16 protein-coding genes are annotated in these 17,542 nt (G+C 67.1%); 9 read left to right on the top strand and 7 right to left on the bottom strand.

Translation table 11 applies throughout. The features are described from left to right. Nucleotides 1-56 precede the first annotated feature (56 nt). The gene (locus tag GRI55_RS02710) at nucleotides 57-683 is read left to right on the top strand and encodes a hypothetical protein (protein WP_050601668.1); all 627 of its coding nucleotides are present in this window, start codon (nucleotides 57-59) and stop codon (nucleotides 681-683) included. A 15-nt stretch (nucleotides 684-698) separates the two neighbouring features. Here the strand turns inward: GRI55_RS02710 and GRI55_RS02705 are convergent, their stop codons facing one another. Both GRI55_RS02705 and gyrB read right to left on the bottom strand, forming a co-directional pair. Continuing rightward, nucleotides 699-1,766, bottom strand: coding sequence for an AI-2E family transporter (locus GRI55_RS02705; RefSeq protein WP_160766115.1), 1,068 nt, complete (start codon nucleotides 1,764-1,766; stop codon nucleotides 699-701). A 5-nt stretch (nucleotides 1,767-1,771) separates the two neighbouring features. Next, on the bottom strand, nucleotides 1,772-4,312 hold the full coding sequence (gene gyrB, locus GRI55_RS02700; RefSeq protein ID WP_370873263.1) for a DNA topoisomerase (ATP-hydrolyzing) subunit B: 2,541 nt from the start codon (nucleotides 4,310-4,312) through the stop codon (nucleotides 1,772-1,774). Between the two features lie 119 nt (nucleotides 4,313-4,431). On the opposite strand from gyrB, the gene GRI55_RS02695 reads away from it, so the two are divergent. Genes GRI55_RS02695 through GRI55_RS02685 form a run of 3 tightly spaced genes read left to right on the top strand, consistent with a single transcriptional unit; the run spans nucleotide 4,432 to nucleotide 8,101 of the window. Further along, on the top strand, nucleotides 4,432-5,817 hold the full coding sequence (locus GRI55_RS02695) for an L-serine ammonia-lyase (RefSeq protein ID WP_160766113.1): 1,386 nt from the start codon (nucleotides 4,432-4,434) through the stop codon (nucleotides 5,815-5,817). Beyond that, a complete protein-coding gene (locus GRI55_RS02690) occupies nucleotides 5,817-6,515 on the top strand; it encodes a ZIP family metal transporter (RefSeq protein WP_237452381.1) in 699 nt (232 codons plus the stop codon). The genes GRI55_RS02695 and GRI55_RS02690 overlap by 1 nt, the downstream gene beginning before the upstream one ends. 32 nt (nucleotides 6,516-6,547) lie before the next feature. Beyond that, nucleotides 6,548-8,101, top strand: a complete 1,554-nt coding sequence (locus GRI55_RS02685; RefSeq protein WP_160766112.1) for a class I adenylate-forming enzyme family protein — start codon at nucleotides 6,548-6,550, stop codon at nucleotides 8,099-8,101. A gap of 448 nt (nucleotides 8,102-8,549) precedes the next feature. Here GRI55_RS02685 and GRI55_RS02680 read toward each other — a convergent pair whose 3' ends face one another. Continuing rightward, nucleotides 8,550-8,861 carry a UrcA family protein gene (locus GRI55_RS02680; protein WP_050601673.1) on the bottom strand — a complete coding sequence of 104 codons (312 nt, stop codon included), beginning with the start codon at nucleotides 8,859-8,861 and terminating at the stop codon, nucleotides 8,550-8,552. 211 nt (nucleotides 8,862-9,072) lie between these two features. On the opposite strand from GRI55_RS02680, the gene guaA reads away from it, so the two are divergent. The 5 genes from guaA to GRI55_RS02655 are packed head-to-tail and all read left to right on the top strand — an operon-like array spanning nucleotide 9,073 to nucleotide 14,209. Continuing rightward, the gene (guaA, locus tag GRI55_RS02675; protein ID WP_050601835.1) at nucleotides 9,073-10,647 is read left to right on the top strand and encodes a glutamine-hydrolyzing GMP synthase; all 1,575 of its coding nucleotides are present in this window, start codon (nucleotides 9,073-9,075) and stop codon (nucleotides 10,645-10,647) included. Next, a complete protein-coding gene (locus tag GRI55_RS02670; RefSeq protein WP_160766111.1) occupies nucleotides 10,638-11,504 on the top strand; it encodes an EamA family transporter in 867 nt (288 codons plus the stop codon). The genes guaA and GRI55_RS02670 overlap by 10 nt, the downstream gene beginning before the upstream one ends. An 11-nt stretch (nucleotides 11,505-11,515) precedes the next feature. Continuing rightward, complete coding sequence (locus tag GRI55_RS02665) at nucleotides 11,516-12,220, top strand: endonuclease III domain-containing protein (RefSeq protein ID WP_160766110.1); 705 nt, start codon at nucleotides 11,516-11,518, stop codon at nucleotides 12,218-12,220. Between the two features lie 37 nt (nucleotides 12,221-12,257). After that, complete coding sequence (locus tag GRI55_RS02660) at nucleotides 12,258-13,550, top strand: NRAMP family divalent metal transporter (RefSeq protein ID WP_160766109.1); 1,293 nt, start codon at nucleotides 12,258-12,260, stop codon at nucleotides 13,548-13,550. Nucleotides 13,551-13,555: 5 nt separating this feature from the next. Next, nucleotides 13,556-14,209, top strand: a complete 654-nt coding sequence (locus GRI55_RS02655; protein ID WP_160766108.1) for an endonuclease III domain-containing protein — start codon at nucleotides 13,556-13,558, stop codon at nucleotides 14,207-14,209. Here GRI55_RS02655 and GRI55_RS02650 read toward each other — a convergent pair. The 4 genes from GRI55_RS02650 to GRI55_RS02635 all read right to left on the bottom strand — a co-directional run bounded on the left by GRI55_RS02650 (nucleotide 14,193) and on the right by GRI55_RS02635 (nucleotide 17,498). Next, complete coding sequence (locus tag GRI55_RS02650; RefSeq protein ID WP_160766107.1) at nucleotides 14,193-15,158, bottom strand: oxidoreductase; 966 nt, start codon at nucleotides 15,156-15,158, stop codon at nucleotides 14,193-14,195. The genes GRI55_RS02655 and GRI55_RS02650 overlap by 17 nt on opposite strands. Before the next feature lie 95 nt (nucleotides 15,159-15,253). Beyond that, a complete protein-coding gene (locus tag GRI55_RS02645; RefSeq protein WP_063505435.1) occupies nucleotides 15,254-15,661 on the bottom strand; it encodes a hypothetical protein in 408 nt (135 codons plus the stop codon). Between the two features lie 56 nt (nucleotides 15,662-15,717). Then, on the bottom strand, nucleotides 15,718-17,139 hold the full coding sequence (gene tldD, locus GRI55_RS02640; RefSeq protein WP_160766106.1) for a metalloprotease TldD: 1,422 nt from the start codon (nucleotides 17,137-17,139) through the stop codon (nucleotides 15,718-15,720). 98 nt (nucleotides 17,140-17,237) lie between these two features. Further along, the gene (locus tag GRI55_RS02635) at nucleotides 17,238-17,498 is read right to left on the bottom strand and encodes a zinc-finger domain-containing protein (protein ID WP_160766105.1); all 261 of its coding nucleotides are present in this window, start codon (nucleotides 17,496-17,498) and stop codon (nucleotides 17,238-17,240) included. Nucleotides 17,499-17,542: the final 44 nt, after the last annotated feature.

Genomic DNA, 17,542 nt, shown 5'->3' with positions numbered 1-17,542 from the left:
ACCCCGGCACGTCCGTGCCTAATTTGCGGGATGAGCGGAGTAGGGAACGCGCCGGCATGAGCGAGAACGAAATCGACGAATTGCGTCGCCGCTTCGCGCGCGAAGCGATGGCGCTTATGGAACGCAAGGGCGAAGAGGTTTCGCGCACGCGGCTGGCGGCCGAGCTGAGCGTGGCGCGGGCGCGGATCGACGCGGTGTTCCCCGAGGAAAGCGACCTGCTCGAAGCGGTGACCGCCGAATGGTTCGCCCCCAAGCTGGCAGTGATGGACGAGGTGATGGCGTCCGACCTGCCGCCGCCGCGCAAGATGTATGAATTCTTCGCCCGCCGCTATCGGCTGCTGCACCGCAATTTCCGCGACGACCCGGCGACGTTCAACCTCTATGTCGAGATGGGCGAACGCTATTTCGACTATGCCCGCAGCTATATCGACCTGGCCGACCACTATCTGTGCGAACTGATCGCCGAAGCGCAGGCCGAAGGCTATCTCAAAGGGCTCGAGGTCGATACTGCCATGTCGATCATCAACCAGATGGTGAGCTGCTATCTGCAGCCCTATCTCATCGCGGTGGTCGACGACCGGCTGAGCGAGGAGAAACTGGGCCTGATCGTCGGCGCGATCTTCGACGGGCTCGACAGCCGCGATGGCGGCGCGCGCGGTACGCAGGATATTCGCGCGGCCTGACCTGCTGCGCGGGCGCTAGCCGCGGGCAGCGCGCTGTTCGGCGAAGATCCCCCAGGCGGCGAGGAACAGCCCGCAGACCAGCGGCCCGACCACGATCCCCGACAGGCCGATCAGCGCGATACCGCCCAGCGTGGTGACAAGGATCAACCAGTCGGGAATGCCGGTGTCGCGTCCGACGAGGATCGGGCGCAGGATGTTGTCGATCATGCCGATCAGCGCGACCCCCGAGACGATCACCACCACGCCCTGCCAGATCGCGCCGGTCGCCAGCAGGTAGATCGCGGCGGGCACCCATACGATCGCCGGGCCGAGCGCGGGAAGCAGCGAGGCGATTGCCATAACCACGCCGAGCAGCAGGACCGATGGGATCCCCACGATCCAGAATGTCAGCGCGCCGAGGGCGCCCTGGACCAGCCCGACGACGACCGATCCCTTGATCGTCGCGCGCACGATGACGAGAAAGCGTTCTGCGAGCCGGTCGGCGACGCCGCGTTCCATCGGCAGCGCGGCGAGGATCGTGTCGCCGATCGCCCGCCCGTCGCGCAGCAGGAAGAAGCCAACATAGAGCGCGATCGCGAAACCGATCGCGAAACCGAACACGCTGCCCCCGATTGCGAGGGCCTGCGCCGCGATGATGCCGAGGCTGGCCTGGACAAAGGCGGTCGCGCGTGCCTGGACAGCGCCCAGGTCGCCCAGTCCGGCGCGCGCCAGCGAGGCCTGAATATTGGCCGGGAGCGCGTCGAACACCTCTTCGAAATAGAGCGCCACATCGATATCGCCGTCGCGCAGGGCGACGAACAGCCCCGCCGCTTCGTCGACAACGGCGCTGCCGATCCACAGCGCGGGCAGGACGACGGCGAACAGGATCACCACCAGGCTCGCCAGCGCGGCCTGGCTATCCTTGTCGGGCCGCTTTGCAAGGAACCAGCGGTAGAGGGGCTGGAACATGATCGCTGCCAGCGCCGCCCACAGCAGTGAACGGGCAAAGGGGAGCACGATCGCGATCAGTGCGGCCGACACGAGCGCGAGGAAGAGCAGGAACCCCCCCTGCTCGAGCGATCCGGTCGGACGCCCCCCGCCCATCTCGATCAGACGTCCAGATTGGCGACGTTCAGGGCATTGTCCTGGATGAATTCACGGCGCGGTTCGACCACGTCGCCCATCAGGCGGGTGAAGATCTCGTCGGTCACGTCGGCATCCTCGACCTTGACCTGCAACAGCGCGCGATTGTCCGGATCGAGCGTGGTCTCCCACAATTGCTCGGCGTTCATTTCGCCAAGACCCTTGTAGCGCTGGATCTTCTGACCCTTGCGCCCCGCGGCCAGCACTGCGTCGAGCAGCTGCGTCGGCAGAGTAATCGCGTCATCGGCAAAGATCGGTGCGGCCTCTTCGCTGTCGCTCTCGCTGTCGCTGTCCGCCTCTTCCGGCTCCGCCGCACCGCTGCGGACGAGCCGCATGGGCGCGGTGTAGACATCGGCGAATTCCTGCGCGACGCGGTTGAGCTTGCGGGCTTCGGCGCTGTCGAGGAAGGCCGGATCGATTTCGTGGACATCGGTCACGCCGCGCCACACGCGGAACAGGCGGACCTTGCCGTCGTCCCCGGTTTCGGCGCGCCAGCGCGCTTCGGGGTCGCCCATCTGCAGATGCGCGGCTGCACGGTCGAGCGCGGCGCCGCGATCGCCCGACGGATCGAGCGCGCCGGCCAGCGCCATCGCCTCGATGAGGTCGGTATTGTACTTGCGCGGGACGAAAGCCAGCAGGTTGCGGATGCGCAGGCCATGCGCGACCAGCGCTTCAAGCTCGCCGCCGCTGCGCACCGCGCCGCCGCCCTGGGTTTCGAGCACGCGCGCATCGAGGCCCTGCGCGATCAGGTAGCGATCGAAGGCCGGCTGGTCCTTGAGATAGACTTCGCTCTTCCCGCGCGAGACCTTGTACAGCGGCGGCTGCGCGATGAAGAGGTGCCCGGCCTTGACGATCTCGGGCATCTGCCGGTGGAAGAAGGTGAGCAGCAGGGTGCGGATATGCGCGCCGTCGACATCGGCGTCGGTCATGATCACGATCTTGTGATAGCGCAGCTTCTCGAGATCGAATTCGTCGCGCAGCCCGGTGCCCATCGCCTGGATCAGCGTGCCGACTTCCTTCGAGGAAATGATCCGGTCGAAGCGCGCACGCTCGACATTGAGGATCTTGCCCTTGAGCGGCAGGATCGCCTGCGTCTTGCGGTCGCGGCCCTGCTTTGCGCTGCCCCCTGCCGAGTCGCCCTCGACCAGGAAGAGTTCGCAGTTCGCGGGGTTGCGGTCCTGGCAGTCGGCCAGCTTGCCCGGCAGCGAGGCGATGCTCATCGCGCCCTTGCGGCTCATCTCGCGGGCGCGGCGGGCGGCTTCGCGCGCGGCGGCGGCGTCGATCACCTTCTGGATGATCGCTTTGGCTTCGGCCGGATTTTCCTCCAGCCATTCGCTCATCTTCTCGCCCATCAGGCTTTCCAGCGGCGAACGCACTTCGGAACTGACCAGCTTGTCCTTGGTCTGCGAGGAGAACTTGGGATCGGGCAGCTTGACCGAAACGATCGCGGTCAGGCCTTCGCGCATGTCTTCGCCCGACAGCGAGACCTTCTCTTTCTTCAGCATCCCGCTGGCGCTGGCGTAATTGTTGAGCGTGCGCGTCAGCGCGGTGCGGAACGCGGCGAGGTGCGTGCCGCCATCGCGCTGCGGGATGTTGTTGGTGAAGGTGAGGACGTTTTCGTAATAGCTGTCGTTCCACTCGAGCGAGACATCGATGCCGATGCCGTCCTTTTCCGCGCTCACCGCGATCGGTTCGGCGACCAGCGGCTGCTTGTTGCGGTCGAGATATTTGACGAAGGCCGCAATCCCGCCTTCGTAATAGAGGTCGTGCTCGAGCATTTCCTCGTGGCGCTTGTCGCGCAGCAGGATCCGCACGCCCGAATTGAGGAAGGCCAGTTCGCGATAACGGTGCTCGAGCTTGTCGAAATCGAACTCGATCACGTTCTTGAAAGTGTCTTCCGACGCCTTGAAGGTGACACGCGTACCCTTCTTGAACCCGTTCTCGTCGGGGTTCTGTTCGACCTTGGGGGCATCGCCGATGACACGCAGGCTTTCGACCGCATCGCCATGCTCGAAACGCATCCAGTGTTCCTTGCCGTCGCGCCAGATCGTCAGTTCGAGCCATTCGGACAGCGCGTTGACCACCGATACGCCGACACCGTGCAGGCCGCCCGACACCTTGTAGGCATTGTCGTCACTGGTGTTCTCGAACTTACCGCCCGCGTGAAGCTGGGTCATGATGACCTCGGCCGCGGACACGCCTTCGCCCTTGTGCATGTCGACCGGGATGCCGCGACCATTGTCTTCGACCGAGACCGAGCCATCGGCATTGAGTTCGATCAGGACGAGGTCGCAATGCCCCGCCAGCGCTTCGTCGATGGCGTTGTCCGACACCTCGAACACCATGTGGTGGAGGCCCGATCCATCGTCGGTATCGCCGATATACATGCCGGGCCGCTTGCGGACCGCGTCGAGGCCCTTGAGCACCTTGATCGAATCTGCGCCGTAGCCGGGTTTTTTCGGCGCTTCGGCGCCCGTCATTTCAGGGGTTTCATCCATAGTGATCATATAGGCGGTAGCGGGCAGATTGCCAAAGTTTCGAGGGCGATTTTACCCACAGTTTGCCGCGCACCCGGTTTCGTCTGCAACCGGTTGATTTACCGGCGGGGAAAGCGCATCTCGCGGCCATGCTTTCGGTGCTCGACATCTTCCGGATCGGGATCGGCCCGTCCTCCTCGCACACGGTCGGGCCGATGCGCATCGCGCGCACTTTCGTGCGGGCGCTGGCCAAGGCCGGCAAGCTGGAGCGCACTGCCCGGATTGCGGTCGAACTGCAGGGATCGCTGGCGCTTACCGGAGTGGGGCACGGCACCGTTGATGCCAGCATCCTGGGGCTGATCGGCTTCGCGCCCGACACGACCTGCCCCGACAAGGCCGCTGCCGCGCTGGAACGCGTACGCACGCACGGCCGGTTGATGCTCGGCGGCAGGCAGGACATCGCGTTCGATCCCGCTACGGATATCGATCTCGCGGGGCATGTCATTCCGGACTTGCATCCCAACGGCATGCAGCTGGAGGCGTTCGATGCCGACGGCGCGCCACTGTCGCGGCGGACCTATTATTCGACCGGCGGCGGCTTCGTCGCTTCCGAAGCGCAGCTCCGCCGCAAGCCGAAGGACGACCGGATCAACACGGGCACACGGGTGCCGCACGATTTCGGTTCGGCCGAAGAGCTGTTGGCCGAATGCGCGCGGACCGATCTTTCGATCGCCGAGCTGATCCTCGCCAATGAGGATGCCTTCCGGCCGCGCGAGCGGACTCTCGAAGGGCTCGACCGGATCGCTGCCGCGATGGACCAGTGCGTCGATCGCGGCCTGCACCAGCGGGGCATCCTTCCCGGCGGCCTCAAGGTGGCGCGGCGGGCACCCGATCTGTGGGACAAGCTGTCGGCCAATCCGCAATCGAACGAGCGCGAGCAATTGTTCGACTGGCTCAATTGCTACGCCATGGCAGTGAACGAGGAAAACGCCGCGGGCGGGCGCGTCGTCACTGCGCCGACCAATGGCGCGGCGGGGATCATCCCCGCGGTGATCCGCTTCTATTGCGTCACCGCGGAAGACGATGCCTGCGGCGAAAGCCGCCGGACCTTCCTGCTGACCGCGGGCGCGATCGGCCTGCTCTACAAGCAGCGCGCGAGCATTTCGGGCGCCGAAATGGGCTGCCAGGGCGAAGTCGGCGTGGCGTGCTCGATGGCGGCGGGCGGGCTCGCCGCGCTGTGGGGCGCATCGCCCGCGCAGGTCGCCAGTGCGGCGGAAATCGGCATGGAGCACAATCTCGGACTGACCTGCGATCCCGTCGGCGGGCTGGTCCAGGTCCCGTGCATCGAGCGCAATGCCATCGGTGCGGTCAAGGCGGTCAACGCCGCACGGCTGGCACTGCACCGGCCCGAAACCGATGCGCGCGTCAGCCTCGACCAAGTGATCGAGACGATGCGCCAGACCGGGCTCGACATGTCGAGCAAGTACAAGGAAACCAGCCAGGGCGGGCTGGCGGTCAATGTGATCGAATGCTGATGCTGCTGGCCGTGGTGCTGGTGGTGTCGGGCGCGCTGGTCGCCGGCGCCGCCTGGGGCATCTACGGCAAGCTGCCCGAACGGCTCGAAGGCTTTCTGGTCGCGCTGGCCGGTGGTGCGCTGCTGTTGTCGGTCACCACCGAACTGATCGAACCCTCGATCGAGACGGCAAGCGTGTTCCATGCCATGCTCGGGGTTGCCGCCGGGGCCGTCGTATTCGCCTTCGCCGACTATCTGATCGACGAGAGATGGGGGCCCGACGATGGCGGGGGCCTGCTGGCGGCGATCACGCTCGACGGGATCCCCGAGAACCTCGCGCTCGGCGTCGCGCTGATCGGCGTGGGCGGGGCCGAAGTTGCCGCGCTGGCGGGCTCCATCCTGCTGTCCAACCTGCCCGAAGCCGCCGGCGGTGCGCGCGCGATGGTGTCGGGCGGGCATGGGCGGGGCAAGGTCATGCTGCTGTGGCTGGGAACCGCGATCCTGCTGTCGCTGGCCGCGATTGTCGGCAATCTGGCGCTTGCAGGCGTGGGCGAGGATGCCCTCGCGGTCATTCGCTGCTTCGCCGCCGGCGCGGTGGTCGCCAGCCTTGCGACCGAGGTCTTCCCGCAGGCCTTCCGCGAGGATCGGCACTGGGCGGGCATCGCCACGGCGCTGGGCGTCATCCTCGCCTTTTCGCTCGGCAGCCTCACGGGCGGCTAGACAGCCGCGCGCGCGGCGATAGGGTGCCGCGCATGGGAGAGACACAAGATGGCGCGCTGGCCGCGCCTTTCGGCAGCTTTGCGCAAATGATCGGCAGCAATGCCGCGGCGCTGGGCGACCAGATCGCCTTGCGCGACGATACCGGCGAGCTGAGCTGGGCGGCACTGGGGGACCGGGTCGAACGGCTGGCCGCACGGCTGGTGGCCGACGGGCTGGAACGCGGGCAATCGGTCGCGATCCTCGGCTATTCCTCGATTCCCTATGCGCTGGTGTTCCTGGCCGCGGTGCGCGCCGGCGGCGTGGCCGCGCCGCTGACCACCAGCGCAAGCGCCGCGCAACTTGCCGGGATGGCGCGCGATTCGGGCGCGGCGCATATCTTCATCGACCGGTCCAAGCTGGCCGAACTGGGCGAAGACAGTTTCCCCGGGATGCGCCGCATCGTGCTCGACGAAGAACTCGACGCGTGGATGGCCCCCGCCGGCACGCAGGCTCCCGCTTGCGATCCGCAGCCCGGCGATCCGTTCAACATCATCTATTCCTCGGGCACGACGGGTACGCCCAAGGGCATCGTCCATTCGCACCAGATGCGCTGGCGCCAGTTCGCGGCGACCGCGGCCAGCTGGCGCGAGAACGGCCTGCCCGCACGGACGCTGGCCTCGACGCCGCTCTATTCGAACACCACGATGGTAGTCTTCCTGCCCGCGCTGCTGGCAGGCGGGACGGTGCGCGTCATGCGCAAGTTCGACGTACTGCGCTGGCTCGAATGGGCGCAGGACGACCGCACCACCGTCACCATGCTGGTGCCGGTGCAATACCGCCGGCTGATGCAGGAACCGCGCTTCGACGAATTCGACCTGTCCGCGCTGCAGTTGAAATACTGCACCTCGGCGCCGTTCCCGGCGGACCTCAAGCGCGAGGTTCTGGCGCGGATGCCCGGCGCGTTGATCGAGATCTATTCGATGACCGAAGGCGGCGTGGTCTGCCTGCTCGAAGCGCACAAGTTTCCCGACAAGTTGCATACGGTCGGACGCCCGGCGCCGGGCAGCGAGCTCCGCGTGCTCGACGATGACGACAGGCCGGTGGCGGCGGGCGAAGCGGGCAATCTGATCGGGCGCAGCCAGACCATGATGGCGGGGTACAAGAACCAGCCCGACAAGACGCGCGAAGGCTATTGGACCGACCCGGAAACCGGCGAGACCTGGCAGCGGATGGGCGATATCGGCCGCGTCGATGCCGACGGTTTCGTCGAACTGGTCGGCCGCGCGAAGGACATGATCATTTCGGGCGGGTTCAATATTTTCCCCGTCGATCTCGAGGACGAACTGGCGAAGGAACCCGACGTGGTGGAAGCCGCGGTGATCGGCATGCCGAGCGAACGCTGGGGCGAAACGCCGGTCGGCTTCGTCACGCTGACGCCGCAGGCGCGCGGCTGCGAGGCGATTCGCGAAGCGGTCAATGCGCGGCTGGGCAAGACCCAGCGGCTGGCGCAGCTGCATGCGATCGACGAAATGCCCCGCAGCCATATCGGCAAACTGCTCAAGATCGATCTGCGCGAGGAAGCCGCACGGCGCGGTGCGCCCGACTAGGCGGCGCCCGGTCCTTTTGCTGCGGCGGGGCGCAGCGTTTCGAGACGCGGCACCGACTTCTTGGGGGGAGGGAGAGGAATGTCGGCGGCCGCGTCTCTACTCGCTGCCATATCGCCTCGCCGGTGCGGGGGGCCTGGAAGGCCGGCCGCGGGTGGCGAGGAAGGCCAGAAGCAGCGGTTGCTTGGGGGACCGCTGCAACTGTAACTCGTCCGGGACGGGAGTGTCAGGGGTCACCGTCCGGCTGTGAGGCTGGTAATAATCGTGCGCGGCCGCGAACGAAAGTGAGAAAACTTTGAAACATGTTGCGAATTGCGCAACGCAATTCGCCAACTGTCTCATTGCAAAAATATACTGGCTCGGCCCCTGAGTGCGATGCGCACTGCCTTCCGGGCATGAGAAACCCGGTGCCGCCGGGCGGGCGACACCGGGTCTTCATCCAGCGGCTCGCTCAGCGTGCGCTGGCGAGCGTGGCGGTGGCCTTCTGGCGGATCATCTGCTGTGCCGAAGCAACCAGCGAGGCCTTGCAGCGACGATCGTAGGAGAAAGCGTTCACGGACAGCGCTTCGGGGTGCGTGCAGGCGGCTTGCGCTGCGGCATCGACGCGGTCGCGCAGTTCGGCGAGCTGCGAGGGGTCGCGCAGGTCGAGGTCATTGAAATCGACCGCGATGCTGACTTCGGTGCGCTTCGACAGCGCCTGTGCGGGGGCACCCAGCAGGGCGGTAGCAGCGAGGCCGGCGGCGAGAAGGTTGATAATTTTCACGAGCGTCTCCTGTTGAAGGTATTGTCGCTCTTCAAACATCCTGTGGTTTGTTCTCGTGTATCGTTGTGCGCCGCACCATTTCTCTTCGCAAGTGCAAAATACGCAGGATAGTGTTGAAAGCGATGCACCTGTGCATCGGCCGGTGGCCGTCTGCGATGCTCCGCAGGCGAATGCTGGACAGGCGGCGCACGCTGGCCTTAACGGGAACGCCATGCAGGCAGAACACCTCCCCGATTCCATCCTGATCGTCGATTTCGGCAGCCAGGTCACCCAGCTCATCGCGCGCCGCGTGCGCGAGGCAGGGGTCTATTCCGAAATCGCGCCCTTCACCCAGGCGGAAGAGGCGTTCGAGCGGCTCAAGCCCAAGGGCATCATCCTGTCGGGCTCACCCGCCAGCGTGTGCGACGAGGGCAGCCCGCGCGCCCCGCAGGTGCTGTTCGACAGCGGCCTGCCGATCCTCGGCATCTGCTATGGCCAGCAGGTCATGACCCAGCAGCTTGGCGGCGAGGTCCGTCCCGGGCACGAGACCGGCGAGGGCGGTGAATTCGGCCGCGCCTATCTGACCGTGACCGAACAATGCGCATTGTTCGATGGCATGTGGCAGAACGGCGAACGCCACCAGGTGTGGATGAGCCATGGCGACAAGGTCACCCAGTTCGCGCCCGGCTTCCGGATCGTCGCCACCAGCGATGGCGCGCCCTTCGCCGTGATCGCCGATGAAAAGCGCAAGTATTACGGGACCCAGTTCCACCCCGAAGTGGCGCATACGCCCGATGGCGGCAAGCTGCTGGCCAATTTCGTGCGCCATGTCTGCGGGCTCGCCGGCGACTGGACCATGGCCGAGTTCCGCAAAACCAAGATCGCGGAAATCCGCGAACAGGTCGGCGACGGCAAGGTGATCTGCGGCCTGTCGGGCGGGGTCGATTCGGCAGTGGCCGCGGTCCTCATCCACGAAGCCATCGGCGACCAGCTGACCTGCGTCTTCGTCGATCACGGGCTGATGCGGATGAACGAGGCCGAACAGGTCGTGACGCTGTTCCGCGACCATTACAATATCCCGCTTGTGCATGTGAATGCGGAGGAGCGGTTCCTCGGCGGTCTGGCGGGCCAGACCGATCCGGAAAAGAAGCGCAAGTTCATCGGCGGCGCGTTCATCGACCTGTTCGAGGCGGAAGCGAAGAAGATCGGCGGGGCCGATTTCCTCGCGCAGGGCACGCTTTATCCCGATGTCATCGAAAGCGTCAGCTTCACCGGCGGGCCCTCGGTCACGATCAAGAGCCACCACAATGTCGGCGGCCTGCCCGAACGCATGAACATGAAGCTGGTCGAACCCTTGCGCGAACTGTTCAAGGACGAGGTGCGCGAACTGGGCCGCGAACTGGGCCTGCCCGAGATTTTCGTCGGGCGGCATCCCTTCCCCGGCCCGGGCCTTGCGATCCGCATTCCCGGCGAAGTCACCAAGGAGCGCTGCGACATCCTGCGCAAGGCCGATGCGATCTATCTCGAGGAAATCCGCAATGCGGGCCTCTACGACGCGATCTGGCAGGCCTTCGCCGTGCTGCTGCCGGTCAAGACCGTTGGCGTGATGGGCGATAGCCGCACCTATGACAGCGTCTGCGGCCTGCGCGCGGTGACCAGCACCGATGGCATGACGGCCGATGTCTATCCCTTCGACAGCGCCTTCCTCAGCCGGGTGGCCACGCGCATCATCAACGAAGTGCAGGGCATCAACCGCGTGGTCTACGACTACACGTCGAAGCCCCCCGGTACGATCGAGTGGGAATAGCCTCCCTGCAGGCCGGGCCCCGGCCTGCGCAGCTGCGACGTTTCGGGCCCGGCGCGATCGTGCTGCTGGCCGGCATCGCGATCCTCGCCTTTGCGGGCAATTCGGTAATTGCACGCTATGCGCTCGCCGCCGGCGGGATCGACGCCGCAACCTTCTCACTCGTGCGGCTGGGCGCCGGCGCGATCGTGCTGGCGCCGCTCTTGCTGCGCGGCACCGGCCGCTGGAGCCTGTCGGGCGGAATCAGCCTGTTCGTTTACGTGGCGATGTTCTCCTTCGCCTATGTCGATCTGCCGACCGCCACCGGCGCGCTGATCCTGTTCACCGTGGTGCAGGCGACCGTCGTACTGGCGGGCATGCTGCGCGGCGAACCGATGCGGCTGCTGGGCTGGGCCGGGCTGCTGCTGTCGCTCGGGGGGCTAGCCGTGCTGCTGGTCCCGCAGGTCGAAAGTGGCAGGGTGCTGCCGACCGTATTCATGGCGATCTCGGGCATGGCCTGGGGCGCCTATACGATGATCGGCCGCGCGGTTGCCGTGGGTGCGGGTGTCCATACCGCGCGCAGCTTCGCCATCGGCGCAGTGCTGACGCTGCCGTTGCTTGCCTTTGCCGGCAGCATGCCCAGCGCCACCGGGGCGCTGCTGGCCGTCCTCTCGGGCGCGCTCACCTCGGGTCTCGGCTATGTCGTGTGGAACCGCGTGTCGCCCTCGCTCGGGCTCGCGACGCTGGCGACCGTCCAACTGGCGACACCGCTGGTCGCCGCCATGGGCGGGGTGAGGCTGCTCGGCGAACTGGTCACGCGCGAATTGCTCGTGGCCGGCGCGTTGATCCTGTCCGGCATCGCCTTGACGCTGAAACGGTGAGCCGCTGAGCGATGGAACTGCCGCTCGGCCCCGATACGCGCACGGCAACCATCCGCCGCCTGCAGGCGCTGCTGGTCCAGCGGTTCGGTCATATCGAGCGCGCGGCGGCCGAATGGCGCCAGCCCGAATGGGTGCTGGTGCAGGGCGTGATCGGGGCGCGGACCAAGTCCGAAATCTCGAACGCCGCAACCGATCGCTTGCTTCGCCGCTGGGGCTGCTGGGAGGCGGTGGCCACCGCGCCGCTGGCCGATGTGCAGGCCGAGCTGGCGACGCAGACCTATCCCAATGTCGCTGCGGAGCGATTGCAGGCGAGCCTGGCCGCGCTCATCGACCTTCGCGGCGGCGTCGACCTCGCGCATCTGGCCGAGATGGGCACTGCCGCAGCGATGGACTGGCTCGAACAGCTGCCCGGCGTGGGCCGCAAGATCGCCGCCGGAGTGATGAATGCCAGCACGCTCGACCGCCGCGCGATCGTGCTTGACGGACACCACACGCGCATTCTCCAGCGCATGGGGCTGGTGCCGCCCAAGGCGAGCACCGCGCGGGCTTTCGCCGCGATCATGCCGGCGATGCCGGCCGATTGGTCGGGGGCGGAATATGATGAGCATCACCTGCTGATGAAGAAGCTCGGCCAGACCTGGTGCCGCCCGGCGGCGCCCGCCTGCCCCGAATGCCCGGCGCAGGCGCTGTGCGAAACCGGGCGGCACCGCGCCTGATTGCAGCGCGCGCCCGCTTGCGCCACAAGCGCTGCGCATGAAACGTCTTGGCTCGATCCTCCTGTGGTCCGCGATCGCGGCTGCGTTCATCGGTCCCGGCACGGTGACCGTCGCGGCCAGTACGGGCGCCTCGCTTGGTCCGGCGCTGCTGTGGGCCATCCTGTTCTCAGGCATTGCTACCTTCACGCTGCAGGAATTCGCCGGACGGCTCGCGGTGACCACAGGCGACGATCTGGCGACGGTGTTGCAGCGCCGCTACCCGACCGGTTTCGCGCGGGTGGCGACGGTGACGCTGGTCGGCGGCGCGATCCTGCTCGGCTGCGCGGCCTATGAAGCCGGGAATATCCTCGGCGGGGCAGCGGGGGCGATGCTGGCGCTCGACGCGCCGCGCGGCGCGGTGACGCTGGGCCTCGCGCTCGCTGCAGGCGCGCTGCTGCTGGCGGGTTCGCCGCAATTCGTGGCGCGCCTGATGGCCGCATTCGTGGCGCTGATGGGGGCGGGTTTCCTGCTCGTCGCAGTGTCGTTGGCCCCGGCCATCGGACCCTTGGTCGGCGGCCTGGTGCCGGAACCGGGTTTCGCCGACGACTCCGCTGCGCTGCTGGCAGTGCTCGCGCTCGTCGGGACGACTGTCGTCCCCTACAACCTGTTCCTGGGCGCGGCGCTCGCGCGCGGCCAGGGGCTGGGCGACATGCGCTTCGGCCTGGCAGTCGCAGTGGCGATCGGGGTGCTCATCACCGCTGCCGTGCTGGTCGTGGGCACGGCGCTCGTGGGCGAATTCTCCTTCCCTGCGCTGGGCGACGTGCTGGCCGACCGGCTGGGCCCGTGGGCGCGGACCGGCGTGGGCATCGGCTTGCTTGCCGCGGGCGTATCCTCTGCGGTGACGGCGCCGCTGGCCGCGGCGCTGACCGCGCGCGGCCTGTTCGGGGTGCCCGGCGATCCGCAGTGGCAGGCGGACGGCTGGCGCTTCCGCGCGGTCTGGGCGGGCATCTTGCTCGTGGGGCTCGGTTTCGGGCTGGCCGACATCCGCCCGGCCCCCGCGATTCTCGCGGCGCAGGCGTTCAATGGCGCACTGCTTCCGCTGGTGGCGTTGTTCCTGCTGGCGGCGATGAACGACGCGGCCGCACTGGGCGGGCATGCCAACGGCCTGCTCGCCAATGCTTTCGGGATGCTGGTCGTCGGGGTGGCGACCATGCTCGGACTGACCGCGCTGACCCGCGCGGCGGGCACGCTGTTCGGGTTCGGCCTGCCCGCGCCGGGGACCATCCTGCCGGCCTTCGCCGTCATCGGTGTGTTTGCCGCGCGCGCGGTCACCCGGCGCGAGATGCGGTGAAGGAAATGCTGGCCCCGGACGAGGTGGCGCAAGTCTATCGCCGTCTCAGCCGTGCCATGCCGGGGCGCACCCCCGGCGCGAAAGGCCCCAAGGGGCAGCCCGACGCGTTCCGGTCGTGTGTTTCCTGCATGCTGTCGGCCCAGTCGCGCGATCGCAACACCGCCGCCGCCACGCGCGCGCTCTTCGCGCTTGCCAGGACCCCGCAAGCGATGCTCGCGCTGGACGATGAAACAATCGCGCGCGCGATCAAGCCCTGCGGGCTCTACAATATGAAGACCCGCAATATCCGCGCCTTCTGCACCGCGCTGCTGGCCGAGCATGGCGGTGCGGTGCCCGACACGCGCGAGGGGCTGATGGCGCTGCCGGGGATCGGGCGCAAATGTGCGGACATCGTGCTGAGCTTTACCTTCGGGCGGGACGTGATCGCAGTCGACACCCATGTCCACCGCGTGTGCAACCGCATCGGCCTCGCTCAGGCACGGGCGGCGGACAGGACAGCGGCGCAGCTCGAGGAACGCTCGCCCGGATGGGCGCTGCGCGACGGGCACTTCTGGCTGATCCAGTTGGGCAAGCGCATCTGCACGGCCCGCGCGCCCAAATGCGAGCGGTGCCCGGTGGCCAACCTGTGCCTCTTCTACCGCGCTACGCGGGGAAGCTGACGCCGGTCATCTCTTCGGACTTGGTCCACAGCTTCCCGGCGAGGTTCTCGTCGCGGATATGCGGGTAATAGCCGCCCGCGCGCGGTTTCTCGGGATCCGCGGCAACCGCCACCTCGCAATCCTCGCAATAGACGCCGCCCTTGCCTTCGAGCAGCGGCGAAACCGCGCACCACACGGTGGTCGCGGCGCCTTCCTCGGTCGATTTGAAGGCCTCGTGGACGTTGCCGTCCTCGTCGTACCAGCCCATCGCGCGCTGTTCTTCCATCGTCAGGTGCCGCTGGAGCGGCGTAGCGATACCGCCCGGGTGCACCGCGAAGGCGCGCACGCCCCGGCTTTCGCCGAGCTTGTCGAGTTGCAGCGCGAACAGGGCGTTGGCCGACTTGGCCTGTCCGTAAGCAAGCCACTTGTCGTAGTCGCGGCGCTCGAAATTGGGATCGTCGAGATCGAGCCCGTGGAGCCGGTGCCCGATCGAGGACAACGCCACGACGCGGGCCCCGCCGCCGGTCAGCAGCAGCGGCCACAGCCGTGCGGTCAGCTGGAAATGGCCCAGGTGATTGGTGGCGAACTGCATTTCATAGCCGCGCGCGTCGCGACCAAGCGGGCTGGCCATGATCGCGGCATTGTTGATCAGGATGTCGATCGTGTCGGTGCGGCCCGCGACCGCTTCGGCGAAGGCATCGATCGAAGCCGGATCGGCCAAGTCGAGCGGAAGGATCGCGATATCGCCGTCCAGCGCGTCGAGCACGTCATGCGCCTGGCCGGTCCGCCGCGCGCCGACGATGACCTGCGCACCGGCCGCGGCAATCGCGCGGACGGTTTCGGTGCCGATCCCCGAATAGCCGCCGGTTACGACGACGCAGCGGCCCGACAGGTCTATCCCGTCGATGACTTCCCCGGCAGTCGAGCGATATCCGAAGGGCGAATTGACCGGTTCCTGGTGGCTGGGCATGGCTGTGTCCTCTCCTCTGCCCAACTATGCGTTGCCCGCATTGCCATGGCCAGCCCCCAATTCAGCGGCCGGCGCGCAGCGGGGCCGGTTGCGGTTCAGCCTTCGGTGTCGGGCATTGTATAGGGCACGAAATCGTCCAGCATCAGCACATCGGACAGAAAGCCCACGGTCCGGTCGACCAGATGGACCTGGTCGCTGCGGCACAGCCGCGATCCGCTGAACCGCTTGATCACCATGATGTCGCTGTCGTCGATGCTTTGCGGGTTGCGCGTGTAGTTGACCCAGACCGTATCGCCCGAGCGATAGGTCAGCGCGGTGCCGTCGATCTGCTTGAGGCTGCGGCTGCCGGTGGTGCTGATGCAGTTCTGCGGTTCGCCGGCAACGCGGCCGTCGAGCAGCTTGGCGAGCTTCGCTTCGCCGCGAGTGGGTTCGGCTTCGTCCGCCTGGGCGGGAACGGCCATCAGGCCGGCAGCGGCAGCGGCGAAAATCAGGGGCTTGAGCATGACAGGTCTCCTCAGGAAAAGGGACAGTGTATCACGCAGGCTGAACCTGCGCTGAGTCATGCGGTTCCGCCCACCGTGATCCCGTCGACCAGCAGGGTCGGCTGGCCGACTCCCGCGGGCACGCTCTGCCCGCCCTTGCCGCACATGCCCACGCCCTCGTCGAGCGCCATGTCGTTGCCGATGCCGCACACCTTGGTCAGCACGGTCGGGCCGTCCCCGATCAGCGTCGCGCCCTTGATCGGTGCCACGACCTTGCCCTTCTCGACCTTGTAGGCCTCGGTACAGGCAAACACGAACTTGCCGCTGACGATATCGACCTGCCCCCCGCCGAAGCTGGTGGCATAGATGCCGTCGTCCATCCGGCTTAGCAGTTCCGCCGGATCGTCGCTGCCGCCCCGCATGAAGGTGTTGGTCATGCGCGGCATTGGCGCGTGCTGGTAGGACTGGCGGCGACCGTTGCCGGTCGCCTCGACCCCCATCAGCCGCGCATTGAGGCGGTCCTGCATGTAGCCCCTGAGAATGCCGTCCTCGATCAGCACGGTTTCGCGGGTCGGCGTGCCTTCGTCGTCGATGCTCAGCGAACCGCGGCGATCGGCCATGCTGCCATCGTCGATCACGGTGACGCCGGGGGCCGCCACGCGTTCGCCGATGCGGCCCGCAAAGGCGCTGGTGCCCTTGCGGTTGAAATCGCCCTCGAGCCCGTGCCCGACCGCTTCGTGCAGCAGGATGCCGGGCCAGCCGGGGCCGAGCAGGACGCTCGTCTCGCCCGCGGGGGCCTCGACGCTCTCCAGGTTCACCATGGCCTGGCGGACCGCTTCGTCCACCGCACGCATCCAGCGTCCCTCGTCGAACAGATCGTCGTAGAGATAGCGGCCACCGAAGCCGAAGCTGCCGGTTTCGCGGCGGCCGTTGGCTTGGGCTACGATGCTGACGTTCAGCCGCACCAGCGGGCGGATGTCGCGCGCGGTGAAGCCATCGGCACGGATGATGTCGATCGCGCTCCAGCTGCCCGACAGGCTGGCGCTGACCTGCGCCACGCGCGGGTCCTTGGCGCGGGCCACGGCGTCGATCTTCTCCAGCAGCGCGACCTTCTCGGCAAAGGGCACGAGATCGAGCGGGCTGGCATCGGTGTAGAGATGCCGGTTGGTGCGCTCGGGCGGGGCGGCTTTGGCGGCCGTGGCGGGATCGAGCAGGCGCAGCGTTTCGCCCGCGCGCGCGATTGCCCTGGCGCTGATTTCATTGGCATGCGCAAAGCCGGTGGTCTCGCCCGATACGCCGCGCAGGCCGAACCCCGAATCGCGGCTGTAATCGGCGGTTTTCAAGCGCCCGTCATCGAAGGCGAAACTCTCGCTCGCCATGAATTGCAGATAGAGCTCGCCATCGTCGCAGGGCGCGAGCAGCCGCGTGGTCAGCGCCTTGGCTTCCTCGGGATCGAGCTGGGTGTAGAGCAGGGCGTGCGGATCGTTTGCTGGCGTCATGCCCTGCTATGTAGGGGCTGCATCGTCCCAGCGAAAGCCGGGATCGCCTGCGCCGCCGCGCCCGCCGCGGTGGATTCCGGCGGCGGCTGGAATGGCAGCTACCGGTGGCCCGGGTCGGCGCCTTCGGAAATGTCCATCAGCTGCGACTGGTCGACCCCGTCGGCCGGGCCACCTTCGAGCACGAAACGGCGATCGCAATAGCCGCAGTCGACATAGCCGTGCTCGTCGATTTCGAGATAGATCTTGGGATGCCCCAGCGCGGCGGAACGATAGTTCTTGCCGGTGCGGATATCGGTCGCGCCATCGCACCACACGCGCCGCGTGGTGACCTTGGAGACTTCGGGAGGAGGCAGGGTCATGCGACAGGCCGATAATATGTGCTTTGCCTTGGTGCAAGCATTCG

The sequence above is a fragment of the Qipengyuania citrea genome (assembly GCF_009828015.1).
Lineage (GTDB): Bacteria > Pseudomonadota > Alphaproteobacteria > Sphingomonadales > Sphingomonadaceae > Qipengyuania > Qipengyuania citrea.
The sequence above is the reverse complement of the archived record's forward strand: the minus strand, read 5'-3'. Positions and strand labels throughout refer to the sequence as shown.